This is a genomic window from Streptomyces globisporus (assembly GCF_003501885.1).
Taxonomy (GTDB): Bacteria; Actinomycetota; Actinomycetes; order Streptomycetales; family Streptomycetaceae; genus Streptomyces; species Streptomyces globisporus_D.
In genome coordinates this window covers 1-13,596 of record NZ_QWFA01000010.1, presented here as the reverse complement: position 1 = coordinate 13,596, position 13,596 = coordinate 1, and the positions used below count along the sequence as shown (strand labels likewise).

At 70.9% G+C, this 13,596-nt stretch carries 9 protein-coding genes; 1 reads left to right on the top strand and 8 read right to left on the bottom strand.

The window, feature by feature from the left end:
* Nucleotides 1-12 precede the first annotated feature (12 nt).
* The 7 genes from topA to D3105_RS03375 form a co-directional block, all read right to left on the bottom strand.
* Nucleotides 13-2,904, bottom strand: a complete 2,892-nt coding sequence (topA, locus tag D3105_RS03405; protein ID WP_118899833.1) for a type I DNA topoisomerase — start codon at nt 2,902-2,904, stop codon at nt 13-15.
* A 282-nt stretch (nt 2,905-3,186) separates the two neighbouring features.
* The gene (locus tag D3105_RS03400; RefSeq protein ID WP_010056059.1) at nt 3,187-3,384 is read right to left on the bottom strand and encodes a hypothetical protein; all 198 of its coding nucleotides are present in this window, start codon (nt 3,382-3,384) and stop codon (nt 3,187-3,189) included.
* Between the two features lie 367 nt (nt 3,385-3,751).
* On the bottom strand, nt 3,752-5,287 hold the full coding sequence (locus D3105_RS03395; protein ID WP_118899831.1) for a N5-glutamine methyltransferase family protein: 1,536 nt from the start codon (nt 5,285-5,287) through the stop codon (nt 3,752-3,754).
* An 85-nt stretch (nt 5,288-5,372) separates the two neighbouring features.
* Entirely contained in the window at nt 5,373-6,044 is a 672-nt protein-coding gene (locus tag D3105_RS03390; protein WP_118899828.1) for a small secreted protein, read from the bottom strand.
* A 384-nt stretch (nt 6,045-6,428) separates the two neighbouring features.
* Complete coding sequence (locus tag D3105_RS03385; RefSeq protein ID WP_118899826.1) at nt 6,429-8,858, bottom strand: sodium-translocating pyrophosphatase; 2,430 nt, start codon at nt 8,856-8,858, stop codon at nt 6,429-6,431.
* Nucleotides 8,859-9,372: 514 nt separating this feature from the next.
* Nucleotides 9,373-9,816, bottom strand: coding sequence for an ATP-binding protein (locus D3105_RS03380; RefSeq protein ID WP_118899922.1), 444 nt, complete (start codon nt 9,814-9,816; stop codon nt 9,373-9,375).
* A 199-nt stretch (nt 9,817-10,015) separates the two neighbouring features.
* Nucleotides 10,016-10,369, bottom strand: coding sequence for an STAS domain-containing protein (locus tag D3105_RS03375; protein ID WP_003967428.1), 354 nt, complete (start codon nt 10,367-10,369; stop codon nt 10,016-10,018).
* Nucleotides 10,370-10,448: 79 nt separating this feature from the next.
* On the opposite strand from D3105_RS03375, the gene D3105_RS03370 reads away from it, so the two are divergent.
* Nucleotides 10,449-12,929: a DEAD/DEAH box helicase gene (locus D3105_RS03370; protein ID WP_118899823.1), complete on the top strand. Its 2,481-nt coding sequence runs from the start codon at nt 10,449-10,451 to the stop codon at nt 12,927-12,929.
* 59 nt (nt 12,930-12,988) lie between these two features.
* On the opposite strand, the gene D3105_RS03365 is transcribed toward D3105_RS03370, so the two are convergent.
* Complete coding sequence (locus tag D3105_RS03365) at nt 12,989-13,540, bottom strand: Rv3654c family TadE-like protein (RefSeq protein ID WP_118899920.1); 552 nt, start codon at nt 13,538-13,540, stop codon at nt 12,989-12,991.
* Between the last annotated feature and the right edge of the window lie 56 nt (nt 13,541-13,596).

Genomic DNA, 13,596 nt, shown 5'->3' with positions numbered 1-13,596 from the left:
GACGAAGAGGCGTCAGTCGTCCGACGGGGCGGAGGACGAGGCCGTCTTCTTGGCGGCCGTCTTCGTGGCGGCGCTCTTCGTGGCCGTCGCCTTCTTGGCCGTCGTCGTCTTCTTCGCCGCGGTCTTCTTGGCGGCCGTGGTCTTGGTGGCCGTCGTCTTCTTCGCGGCCGTCTTCTTGGCCGTCGCCTTCTTCGCGGGGGCCTTCTTGGCCGTCTTCTTCTTGGCCGGGCCCTTGGCACGCTTCTCGGCGAGCAGTTCGTAGCCGCGCTCGGGCGTGATCTCCTCGACGCTGTCACCGGTCCGCAGTGTCGCGTTGGTCTCGCCGTCGGTGACGTACGCGCCGAAGCGGCCGTCCTTGACCACCACGGGCCGCTCGCTGACCGGGTCGGTGCCGAGCTCCTTCAGCGGAGGCTTGGCGGCGGCCCGCCCCCGCTGCTTGGGCTGGGCGTAGATCGCGAGGGCCTCTTCGAGGGTGATGTCGAAGAGCTGGTCCTCGGAGGTCAGCGACCGGGAGTCGGTGCCCTTCTTCAGATACGGGCCGTACCGGCCGTTCTGCGCGGTGATCTCGACGCCCTCGGCGTCCTCGCCGACGACGCGCGGCAGCGACATCAGCTTGAGGGCGTCGGCGAGGGTGACCGTGTCCAGGGACATGGTCTTGAAGAGGGAGGCGGTCCGCGGCTTCACCGCGTTCTTGCCGGTCTTCGGCGTCCCCTCGGGCAGCACCTCGGTGACGTACGGGCCGTAGCGCCCGTCCTTGGCGATGATCTGATTGCCGGTCACCGGGTCGGCGCCCAGCTCGAAGTCGCCGCTGGGCTTGGCCAGCAGCTCCTCGGCAAGCTCGACGGTCAGCTCGTCGGGGGCCAGGTCGTCGGGCACGTCGGCGCGCTGGTGGCCCTCGGCGTCCTTCTCGCCCCGCTCGATGTACGGGCCGTAGCGGCCGACGCGGAGCTTGATGTCATTGCCGACGGGGAAGGAGGAGATCTCCCGGGCGTCGATCGCGCCGAGGTCGGTGACCAGTTCCTTCAGACCGCCGAGGTGGTCGCCGTCGCCGTTGCCCGCGTCGGACGCGGCACCCGCGCCGGCCGGGTCGTCACCGGAACCGGTCGTTCCGAAGTAGAAGCGCTTCAGCCACGGTACGGACTTGGCCTCGCCCCGCGCGATGCGGTCGAGGTCGTCCTCCATCCGGGCGGTGAAGTCGTAGTCGACGAGCCGACCGAAGTGCTTCTCCAGCAGGTTGACCACGGCGAAGGACAGGAAGGACGGGACGAGTGCCGTGCCCTTCTTGAAGACGTAACCGCGATCCAGGATCGTCCCGATGATCGAGGCGTACGTGGAGGGGCGGCCGATCTCGCGCTCTTCCAGCTCCTTGACCAGCGAGGCCTCGGTGTAGCGTGCCGGCGGCTTGGTGGCGTGCCCGTCGACCGTGATCTCGTCGGCGGTCAGCGCGTCGCCCTCGGCGACCTGCGGCAGCCGGCGCTCGCGGTCGTCCAGCTCGGCGTTGGGGTCGTCGGCGCCCTCGACGTACGCCTTCATGAAGCCGTGGAAGGTGATCGTCTTGCCGGAGGCGGAGAACTCGGCGTCCCGGCCGTCGCTCGCCCGGCCACCGATCTTGACGGTGACCGAGTTACCGGTCGCGTCCTTCATCTGGGAGGCGACGGTCCGCTTCCAGATCAGCTCGTACAGCCGGAACTGGTCGCCGGTGAGCCCGGTCTCGGCGGGGGTGCGGAAGCGGTCGCCGGAGGGGCGGATCGCCTCGTGCGCCTCCTGCGCGTTCTTGACCTTGCCGGCGTACGTACGCGGCTTCTCGGGGAGGTAGTTCGCCCCGTACAACTGCGTGACCTGGGCCCGGGCCGCGGCGACCGCGGTGTCCGAGAGGGTCGTGGAGTCCGTACGCATGTAGGTGATGAAGCCGTTCTCGTACAGCTTCTGCGCCACCTGCATGGTCGCCTTCGCACCGAAGCCCAGCTTGCGGCTCGCCTCCTGCTGGAGGGTCGTCGTCCGGAAGGGGGCGTACGGGGAGCGGCGGTACGGCTTCGACTCGACGGACCGGACCGTGAAGGAGGAGTCGGCGAGCGCTGCGGCGAGCGCGCGGGCGTTCGTCTCGTCCAGGTGCAGGGTCTGGGCGGAGCCGGCCTTGAGCTGCCCGTCGGGGCCGAAGTCGCGGCCCTGGGCGATGCGGCGGCCGTCGACCGCGCTGAGGCGGGCGGTGAGGTTGGAGGGGTCGGAGGCGTCACCGGTGCGGCCGGTGGCGAACTTTCCGGTGAGGTCCCAGTACTCGGCGGAGCGGAAGGCGATGCGCTCGCGCTCCCGCTCGACGACGAGGCGGGTGGCGACGGACTGGACGCGGCCCGCCGAGAGCTTCGGCATGACCTTCTTCCACAGGACCGGCGAGACCTCGTAGCCGTAGAGGCGGTCGAGGATGCGGCGGGTCTCCTGGGCGTCGACCATGCGCTGGTTGAGCTCGCGCGGGTTGGCGACGGCGGCCCGGATGGCGTCCTTCGTGATCTCGTGGAAGACCATCCTGTGGACGGGGACCTTGGGCCGCAGGACTTCCTGGAGGTGCCACGCGATGGCTTCGCCCTCGCGGTCCTCATCGGTGGCGAGGAAGAGTTCGTCGGCCTCGGCCAGCAGCTGCTTGAGCTTCCTGACCTGGGCCTTCTTGTCGGCGTTGACGACGTAGATGGGCTGGAAGTCGTGCTCGACGTCCACGCCGAGGCGGCGCACCTCGCCGGTGTACTCGTCCGGGACCTCGGCCGCGCCGTTCGGGAGGTCGCGGATGTGCCCGACGCTCGCCTCGACGACGTATCCGGGGCCGAGATAGCCCTTGATCGTCTTCGCCTTGGCAGGCGACTCGACGATGACGAGTCGGCGGCCGCCCTGTGCGGTCTCGCTGGTCGGGGACAACTTCGCTCTTCTCTCCGGTCGACACTCGGTGGGCATCCGGGCGGCGTCATGACGCCGCCCGCGGTGCTGTCGCTGCGGAGTGTGACGGTACAACCCGCCCCCGTGTCAAACGGCAAAAGCCCGCAACGGCCACTCGAACGGTAACCCGACTTCCGCCATTCCTGCCGCCCGGACCGCCGGGTCCGCGTCACGCGGGGCCTCGGCCTGCGGCTTTTCGGAGACGGCCGCGGCGTACCGGCGGGGGACCTGTCGACCCGGGCGCCGCCCGGCCGGGGGCGGGGATCAGACGTGCGTGAAGACCCACACACCGAGGCCGAGGAAAACTACGCCGAAGAGCGTCGTGAGTGCGGTGGAGGCGACAGGGCTCACACCGTGCGCCACCGGCGCGCGGTGCAGGGCTCGCGCCCCTGTCCAGACCAGGAGGGCTGCGCCGAACAGCGCCAGGGCGGTACCGGCGAAGACTGCGGTGGCGCTCTCCATGTCGTACCCCTAGACCGTCGTGTGACCCGTCGCACGACTCGTCGGGGAGCCGCCCGGGGCGGGCCGGCCCGGCCCGTCGGAGCCGGACCTCGGCGGCCCGGCACGGGGAGGCTGTCACCCCGGGGCATCGCCCACGCGAACCCCGGGTGAACAGCACTCCCCCGCCGACGGGCGGAACTCCTTCGGCGGTACGGGCCGGGGAGGGCAGGGGCCCTGCGCCCGTGACCGGAATGTGCGGGCCGGGCGCGGCGCGGGGAGACCTGGACACGAACACGCTGGTTAATAAGGACAGCGCGCCCGGAACGACGATCACCACCGACCGGTACCGGAAGGTGACCCGCTCCCGCCCTCTCCGGCGGCGGCCGGCCTACTCCCCCCGCGCCACGACCCCGGACGTCGGCTCCAGGAAGCCCTCCTCGACCAGCAGCCGGATCGCCTGCGGTGTCCGGTCGCGCAGGAGCACCGGGTCCTCCGCCATCAACTGCGCGATCGCGTCCAGGATCCGCCCGGCGGGCAGCGATCCGTCGCACACGCCGGCGAACCCGGCGGCCACCGCATCGACCTTGGTCGCCCGCATCATGCCCCGGTGCTGACGCAGCACCACATGCTCGGGGTCCTCCGCGCCCGGCAGGCCGACCTGCTCCTGCACGACCTCGGCGGCGAGGGAGAAGCGCCCGGCGAGCAGCGCCGCGTCGTCCTGGTCGCGGAGGTAGTCCTGGCGGGCGAAGTGCTCCTCCACCGCCCGGCCCAGCGGCTGCTGCACCGCGTGCGGCCACTCCTCGACGACGATCGACGGGCGCCCGGCGGCCGCGGCGGAGGACTTGCGCAGGGTGATCCAGCCGAAGCCGACGGACGTGGTGCCCCGGGCCTCGAACTCGTCCAACCACGCCTCGTACCGCTCGTCGTACTCGGCGGGGTCGCTGCGGTGGTCGCCGCTGTCCCGCAGCCACAGCTCGGCGTACTGCGTGACGTCCTGGACCTCGCGCTGGACGATCCAGGCGTCGCAGCCGTACGGCACCCAGGAACGCAGCCGGTCCTGCCACTCCTCGCCCTCCACGTGCTGCCAGTTGGCGAGGAACTGGGCGTAACCCCCTTCGTTCAGATGGTCGCCCGCCTGCTGCACCAGCGTGCGGCACAGGTCGTCGCCGCCCATACCGCCGTCCCGGTAGGTGAGGCGGGCGCCGGGCGAGATGACGAACGGCGGGTTGGAGACGATCAGGTCGAACGTGTCCGAGCCCACCGGCTCGAAGAGGGACCCCTCGCGCAGATCGGCGGGGGCGGCGCCGGACAGGGCGAGGGTGAGCCGGGTGAACTCCAGGGCACGGGGGTTGAGGTCCGTGGCGGTGACCCGGGTGGCGTGCTGGGCGGCGTGCAGCGCCTGGATGCCGGAGCCCGTACCGAGGTCGAGCGCCGAGGCGACCGGCGTCCGCACGGTGATCCCGGCGAGGGTGGTGGAGGCCCCGCCGACGCCGAGGACGACGCCCTCCTCGCGTGAGCCGATCCCGCCCGCCCCGCCGACCGCGCATCCGAGGTCGGACACGATGAACCAGTCCTCGCCGTCCGGCCCCCCGTACGGCCGTACGTCGACGCACGCGCGGACCTCCCCGTCCGCACCGCCCTCGCGGGTCACCCAGCCGTCCGCGACGCACGCGTCCAGCGGCAGGGCAGCACGGGCCCGCTCCTCGGCGACGGGGCGCTGCAGAAGGAACAGCCGCACCAGCGTGTCGAGCGAAGTGTCGCCCCGGGTGGCCCGTAGGGCGGGGACGGTCTCGCTGCGCGCGAGGGCGGCGTAGGCGGGCGCGCCGAGGCGGTCGAGGAGCCCGTCCGCGGTGAAGTCCGCGGCGAGCAGGGCCTCACGGAGGGCGGCGGCGTGGTCGGGTGCGGGAAGGCTGCTCTTACTCACCCTCCCATTGTGTCCGGTCGCACCGACAACGGCAGCGGCCCGGACACCCACCGGGTGCCCGGGCCGCTACAAGGGAGGACAGCGCTCAGGACTTCTTCTCCGAGGACTCCTTCTCGGAGGCGCCCTTGTCCTCCGACTCCTTCTTCCCGGGGGCCGAGCTCTCCGAGGACGTGTCGGCGTCGGCCGCCCCGGAACCGGAGGGACCGGTCGAAGCGGTCTGCTTCTGGCAGCCCTCCTGCTTCGACATCGCGACACCGACCTCGCCGGACTGGAGCTTCTTCAGCGCCTGGTCACCACCGGTGCTGATCTTGTTCAGCTCGTCGGCGATGGTCTTCAGCCCGTCGGCGAACTTGCTCTGCTCCTTGGTGTCGAGCGCGTCCACCTGGGTCTTGAGGTCGGCGTATGCCTTGGAGGAGGCGTTGAGCTCCTTCACCGCAGCCTTCTGCGTGGCCTCGCCGCCGTCGACGGGCGGCGGGCCGGCCGAGTCGACCGCCGTGCCCAGCGCCTTGTACGCCTCGGACATCTCCTGGAAGGCGACCGAGTCGGCCTTCTGGACGTCGGCGGGCTTGTTGTTGTCGCCGGTCTTCTCAAGGATCGAGGCGTTGGCGTTGTTGATCTTCTGGAGTTGCGGCTGAACCTGGTCGCAGACCTTCTTGGCCCAGTCGTTGACCTTGTTGTCGCTGTCGTCGCTGCAGCCCGACAGCGTCAGTACGAGTACCGCACCGCCGGACAGTGCGGCTGCAAGCTTCTTGTTCACCGGATCGGTCCCTTCCAAGGCTCTCGGCCCGGAACTTACACGGCGAGGGGACGACAGCCGGGTGCCGCTCATCCTTTATGCACCCTTTTGAAGCCATTTGCACCAAGGGAAATGAGGGAGATGCCACTCACGGAGAGAACCGCACGCCTGAGCGGTTACTCATCCGAATGGCGGATTCCGCCTGGGCGGTGCCTCCAACGTGACGGAATCCGCACGCCGAAAGGGGAGGGACGGGCGCAGCCCCGGAGGGATACAGGCCGACAGCGAGCGAGAGGCGGACGGACGGCCCGTCAGCACCAGCCGTCCACCCGCCTCTTGATCGCACGTCACCTCACATGGGGGCCGACGCGGACCCACATCCCTCCCCGACCCTCTGCGTACGGGTCACGGAGCCGCTGCCGGATCCGGCGCGGGAACCGAGGGGCCGCCGTCCCCCGAGGCGTCGTCGTCGCCCACGGCGATGCCCCGCCGCTTGGAGACGTAGACCGCGGCGACGATGATCCCGATGGCGACGACGGCCACCAGCGCCCGGACCCAGGGATTCGCGTCCGCGCCGTAACTGAACTGCACGATCGCCGGGGCGATGAGCAGGGCGACCAGGTTCATCACCTTGAGGAGCGGGTTGATCGCCGGGCCCGCCGTGTCCTTGAACGGGTCGCCGATTGTGTCGCCGATGACGGTCGCGGCATGGGCCTCGCTTCCCTTGCCCCCGTGGTGGCCGTCCTCGACGAGCTTCTTGGCGTTGTCCCAGGCCCCGCCGGAATTGGCGAGGAACACCGCCATCAGCGTTCCGGTGCCGATCGCGCCGGCGAGGTACGAGCCGAGCGCGCCGACTCCGAGGGTGAAGCCGACCGCGATCGGTGCCAGCACCGCGAGGAGCCCGGGCGTGGCCAGTTCCCGCAGGGCGTCCTTGGTGCAGATGTCGACGACGCGGCCGTACTCCGGCTTCTCCGAGTAGTCCATGATCCCGGGGTGCTCGCGGAACTGCCGCCTGACCTCGTAGACCACGGATCCGGCGGACCGGGACACCGCGTTGATGGCGAGCCCGGAGAACAGGAAGACGACCGCCGCGCCCAGGATCAGGCCGACGAGGTTGTTGGGCTGCGAGATGTCCAGGCTCAGCCCGAGCTCGCCCACCCCGGCCCCGACGTCGTCGACCGCCGTGGCGATGGCGTCGCGGTAGGACCCGAAGAGCGCGGCCGCCGCCAGGACGGCGGTGGCGATGGCGATGCCCTTGGTGATGGCCTTGGTCGTGTTGCCGACCGCGTCCAGGTCGGTGAGCACCTGGGCGCCGGCCCCCGTGACGTCCCCGGACATCTCGGCGATGCCCTGGGCGTTGTCGGACACCGGACCGAAGGTGTCCATGGCCACGATGACGCCGACGGTGGTCAGGAGCCCCGTCCCGGCGAGCGCGACCGCGAAGAGCGCCAGCATGATCGACGTACCGCCCAGCAGGAACGCCCCGTAGACGCCGAGGCCGATCAGCAGCGCGGTGTAGACGGCGGACTCGAGACCGATGGAGATGCCCGCGAGCACCACGGTGGCCGGGCCGGTGAGTGAGGACTTCCCGATGTCCCGGACGGGGCGGCGGTTGGTCTCGGTGAAGTAGCCGGTGAGCTGCTGGATGAGCGCGGCCAGGACGATCCCGATGGCCACCGCGACCAGGGCGAAGACCCGCGGGTCGCCGCCGTGCCCGTTGATCGCCTCGTCGGTGACCCCGTCCAGCTCGGCGTACGAGGACGGCAGATAGGTGAAGGCGGCCACGGCCACGAGGCCGAGCGAGATCACCGCGGAGATGAAGAAGCCGCGGTTGATCGCGGTCATCCCGCTGCGGTCGGCGCGGCGAGGGGCGACCGCGAAGATCCCGATCATCGCGGTGACGACACCGATCGCCGGGACCATCAGAGGGAAGGCGAGACCGGAGTCGCCGAACGCGGCCGTACCGAGGATGAGCGCGGCGACGAGCGTCACGGCGTACGACTCGAAGAGGTCGGCGGCCATGCCCGCGCAGTCACCGACGTTGTCCCCCACGTTGTCGGCGATGGTGGCGGCGTTACGCGGATCGTCCTCCGGGATGCCTTGCTCCACCTTGCCCACCAGGTCGGCGCCCACGTCCGCGGCCTTGGTGAAGATCCCGCCACCGACCCTCATGAACATGGCGATGAGCGCCGCGCCGAGGCCGAACCCCTCCAGCACCTTGGGCGCGTCGGCGGCATAGACGAGCACCACGCAGGAGGCCCCGAGCAGACCGAGCCCCACGGTGATCATTCCGACCACACCACCGGTACGGAAAGCGATCTTCATGGCTTTGTGCGAGACGGCGGTGAGATCCTTTTCCGGTTCACCTTCCGCCGGAGTCGCCTCCCGCGCGGCCGCGGCCACCCGCACATTGCTCCGTACGGCTAGCCGCATGCCGATGTATCCGGTCGCGGCCGAGAAAAGCGCACCCACCAGGAAGAAGAGGGAACGCCCCGCGCGCTGCGACCAGTTGTCGGCCGGCAACAGGAACAACAGGAAGAACACGACGACGGAGAAGACACCGACGGTGCGCAGCTGCCGGGCCAGATAGGCGTTCGCGCCCTCCTGGACCGCCGCGGCGATCTCCTTCATCCGTTCGGTGCCCTCGCCGGCCGCCAGGACCTGGCGTACGAGCAGCTGGGCGACGATCAGCGCGGCGACGGCGACGACCGCCACCACGATGACGATCAGCCGGTTGCCGTCCGTGAGTACCGCCGCCGCGAGGGAGACGGGCCGGTCGGAAAATGCGGATTCTTGCGTCAGTGCTGCCATTGGGGTGGTGAAGAACTCCGCCATACGTCCTCCTTGACGCTCAGCGCTCAAGTCGTGGACGGATTGTAGGGAGCGGAACCTGATCAAAACAGTGGGCGGGAAGAGAATTGATCGCTCTCCCCCCAACGCCGAAAGATCAGCGGAGTGATTCTGCTCGAATGCAGTAATGAGGCAGACGCATTACCCGGAAACTTTCGACGAACCCTCGTCGAGCCCTCAACGAGCCCTCGATGAAAAAGGCCCTGCTCAGCAGGGCCGGGAAGAACGAAACATCACGTCACCCGCATGCTGGAGACCCACGGGCCTCAGCCTCAGGCACCTCGCGCGCGAGCACGGGGGTACGGGCACGGCATGGACGCAGGCACGGGAACGGGCACAGACACAGGCACACGGGCTCGACCGCAGGCACGCGAGCGCGGGCCTCAGGGCCGTACGGCGGCTCCAGGGCCGGGGGCGCTGCTGCACAGCCGAACCGCGACCTGAGGGTCGCACCGCAGCATCAGGACCCGCGCCTCGGCTCCCGGACCGAACCGCAGCCTCAAGGCCGCACCGCGGCGTCGGCCGTCGGCCAGCTCATGCGGATCACTCCGCCCCCCGCACCGGAACGGACCTCCACGTCGTCGACGAGTCCGCTGATGACCGCGAGGCCCATCTCGTCCTCGCCCTCACCGTCGGCCTCGGATTCGGGCCGCGTCGAGCCCGCTCCGGCCTCGGCCGGAGCGGTGCCGGGGTCGGGAACGCTGTCCCCGACCTCGATGGAGAACGCCTTCTCGTCCTCGGTCAGCGCGACGCTGACCGGCGCGGTGATGCCGTGACTGCGGTGCAGCCCGACCGCGCGGCTGCACGCCTCTCCGACGGCGAGCCTGACCTCGTCGAGCACCGCCTCGTCCACGCCGGCCCGGCGCGCCACGGCGGCCGCCACCAGGCGGGCCGTCCTGACATGTTCAGGCTGGGCGCTGAAGCGGAGTTCAACGGTGGCCATGCCATCCCCCTCGAACGTTCGGGCGTACGCCTCAGGGGCCCCGGGCGTGTCGCCCGGCACCCCTGCTCTCCTCCTCCGGAAGCCGACAAAGCCGACAGCCGACCCGAAGGTCGACCGCCTGCCCGTCGCGGCCCATGCGCTGCCGCTGCCGGCCTGTTCACTGCCTGCCGACCGGCCCGGAGGCCGGTCCGCTCCGACCTCAGTCGGTGGCGGCGACAGCCTCGTCGACCGTGGTGTGAATCGGGAACACCTTGGTCAGACCCGTGATCCGGAAGATCTTGAGAATGCGCTCCTGGTTGCAGACCAGGCGCAGCGAGCCCTCATGGGCCCGGACACGCTTCAAGCCACCCACGAGCACGCCGAGGCCGGTGGAGTCGAGGAAGTCGACGCCTTCCATGTCGACAACCAGGTGGTAGCTGCCGTCATTCACCAACTCGACCAACTGCTCGCGCAGCTTGGGCGCGGTATACACATCAATCTCGCCACCGACCTCGACGACCGTACGGTCGCCACCAGGGCCGGACACATTGCGAGTCGACAGGGACAGGTCCACGGATCCTCCAGCACCTTGCTATCGAGCGGTCGCCCCTCGGTCTCCCCGACGGAGGCCAGGGGACGGATCGCCAGCCGCGATGGCATTCAATCACTTACCAGCAGCCATGCACGACGCCTTGGGACCATTGTCCGTCACGCCAGTGACACACTCGGTGCCGATGGCCAAGAATCACCGTCCCGGACGACCAGCCGAGAGCAGGGGCTCGCGCCCCTCTCCCGCCATGATCCTCGACCGGCTCGCCACAGGGGCGGGCCGGGCCGCGCGCATCACTCATACGGAGCACTTGCCCCCGAGATCGGGAACCCATGCCATCTGGCCGGATCGCGTGCGGCCAGAAGTGATCTCGGCGATCGAAAAAGCCGGGATCGACCATCCGTGGGCGCATCAGGCGGCCGCGGCCGAGCACGCCCTGGACGGCGAATCGGTCGTGATCGCCACCGGCACGGCCTCCGGGAAGTCCCTCGCGTACCTCGCGCCGGTCCTCAGCGCCCTCCTGGACGGCTCGGAGGCTCCGAACGGCCGCGGGGCCACCGCCCTGTACCTCGCCCCCACCAAGGCCCTTGCAGCCGACCAGCGGCGCTCGGTGAAAGCACTCGCCGCCCCGCTCGGCAACGCCGTCCGCCCCGCGGTCTACGACGGCGACACCCCGGTCGAGGAACGCGAATGGGTACGGCAGTACGCCAACTACGTCCTGACCAACCCCGACATGCTGCACCGCGGCATCCTGCCCTCCCATCCCCGCTGGTCCTCGTTCCTGCGCGCCCTGCGGTTCGTCGTGATCGACGAGTGCCACACCTACCGGGGCGTCTTCGGCTCCCACGTCGCCCAGGTGCTGCGCCGCCTGCGCCGCCTGTGTGCCCGTTACGGGGCCGATCCGGTCTTCCTGCTCGCCTCGGCCACAGCGGCGGACCCCGCGGTCGCAGCCGGACGTCTGACGGGCCTGCCGGTCGTCGAGGTGTCCGACGACGCCTCCCCGCGCGGCGAGCTGGTCTTCGCCCTGTGGGAGCCCCCGCTGACCGACCTGCACGGCGAGAAGGGCGCCCCCGTACGCCGTACCGCGACGGCCGAGACCGCCGACCTGCTCACAGACCTGACGCTCCAGGGCGTCCGCTCGGTCGCCTTCGTACGCTCCCGGCGCGGCGCGGAACTGATCTCGGTGATCGCCAAGGAGCGCCTGGCGGAGGTCGACCGCTCACTGCCGAAGCGGGTCGCCGCCTATCGCGGGGGCTACCTCCCCGAGGAGCGCCGGGCCCTGGAGCGGGCGTTGCACTCCGGCGAGCTGCTCGGCCTGGCGGCCACCACCGCCCTGGAACTCGGCATCGACGTCTCGGGCCTCGACTCCGTGGTCATCTGCGGCTACCCGGGCACGCGGGCCTCCCTCTGGCAGCAGGCGGGGCGCGCCGGCCGCTCGGGCCAGGGCGCCCTGGCCGTCCTCGTGGCCCGGGACGACCCGCTGGACACCTATCTGGTGCACCACCCGGAGGCCCTGTTCCGGCAGCCCGTCGAGTCGACGGTGCTGGATCCGGACAACCCCTACGTCCTGGCCCCCCATCTCTGCGCCGCAGCCGCAGAACTCCCCCTCACCGAAGCCGACATCGCGCTCTTCGGCCCCGCCGTACCCGAACTGCTGCCGCAGTTGGAGGCGGCGAAACTGCTGCGCAGACGGACATCGGGCTGGCACTGGACCCGCCGCGAACGGGCCGCCGACCTCGCCGACATCCGGGGCGGTGGCGGCCGCCCCGTCCAGATCGTCGAGGAGGGCACCGGCCGACTGCTGGGCACCGTCGACGCGGCCGCCGCCCACACCGCCGTCCACGAGGGGGCCGTACACCTCCACCAGGGCCGCACCCACCTGGTCCGGAAACTGGACCTGGAGGACTCCGTGGCCCTCGTCGAGCAGGCCGAACCCCCGTATTCGACGGTCGCCCGCGACACCACGGCCATCACCGTCCTGGAGACCGACACCGAGATCCCCTGGGGGCAGGGCCGGCTCTGCTACGGCTCCGTCGAGGTCACCAATCAGGTCGTCTCCTTCCTCCGCCGCAAACTGATCACCGGGGAGGTCCTGGGCGAGACCAAGCTCGACCTGCCGCCCCGCACCCTGCGCACCCGCGCCGTCTGGTGGACGGTCACCGAGGACCAACTCGACGCCGCCCGCATCAACCCGGAGATCCTCGGCGGCGCGCTCCACGCCGCCGAGCACGCCTCGATCGGACTCCTCCCCCTCTTCGCCACCTGCGACCGCTGGGACATCGGCGGCGTCTCCGTACCCCTGCACCCGGACACCCTCCTGCCGACGGTCTTCGTGTACGACGGCCACCCCGGCGGAGCCGGATTCGCCGAGCGGGCCTTCCACACCGCCCGTGCCTGGCTGACGGCGACCCGGGAAGCCATCGCGTCCTGCGAGTGCGAGGCGGGCTGCCCCTCCTGCATCCAGTCCCCCAAGTGCGGCAACGGCAACGAGCCCCTGCACAAACGCGGAGCCGTACGCCTCCTCACCGAACTCCTCAGGACCGCCCCCGTGGAACCGAACGAACCGACCACCCCGGAGGACTGACCCGACGAGTCGGAAAGCGACGGACAACCGGACCACACGACCGCCACACCGCCGAGACGTCAGGACCCGGCACGCGGCGCGCCCGGAGCCCCGGCCGAATAATCTGCCGGAGGCCGGACCGGGTGATCTGCCGGAGCCCCGGCCGAGGGGCCGGCGGGACCACCGCCGGAGGAATCTGCCGGAGGCGGGACCGGAGGATCGGTCGGAGTTCCGGCCGAGGGGCCTGCCGGAGGCCCGGCCCGGGCCCTGACGGTGGGTAGGTAGGGACCGAATCCCGCGCGGGCGGTCACATCGGCGACCTCGCCCTGCACCGCACAGCGAACGACCACGGCGTCCTGCGCCAGAGCCACTCTCCGGACCGCCTCGCACGCGGCCTCCGCCCCCTCCAACGCCCGGTCCGCAGCCGCGAGTGCCGCCAGATCCGCAGCCCCGCCCGCCCGGTGACGGGCAGCCACGGCCTGGCCCAGCGCGAGCACCACGGCGAACACGGCGCACAGACCAGCCGCGGTGACGGCCACCCACACGGTCGCCACACCCCGGTCCGGACCACCACCCGAGCCCCGGCCCACGCCCCGACCTATGCCCCAGCCCCGGCTCGCGCCTTGGCCCATGCCCTGGCGCTGGCCCATGCCTCGCCCTACGCCCCGCCCCCAACCACAGCCCCTCC

Bases quoted from the DNA above. Each gene is read 5' to 3' on its own strand.
- D3105_RS03400 (WP_010056059.1), bottom strand. From the start codon at position 3,384: ATGGAGAGCGCCACCGCAGTCTTCGCCGGTACCGCCCTGGCGCTGTTC.
- D3105_RS03385 (WP_118899826.1), bottom strand. From the start codon at position 8,858: ATGGCGGAGTTCTTCACCACCCCAATGGCAGCACTGACGCAAGAATCC.
- D3105_RS03380 (WP_118899922.1), bottom strand. From the start codon at position 9,816: ATGGCCACCGTTGAACTCCGCTTCAGCGCCCAGCCTGAACATGTCAGG.
- D3105_RS03370 (WP_118899823.1), top strand. From the start codon at position 10,449: ATGGCATTCAATCACTTACCAGCAGCCATGCACGACGCCTTGGGACCA.
- D3105_RS03365 (WP_118899920.1), bottom strand. From the start codon at position 13,540: ATGGGCCAAGGCGCGAGCCGGGGCTGGGGCATAGGTCGGGGCGTGGGC.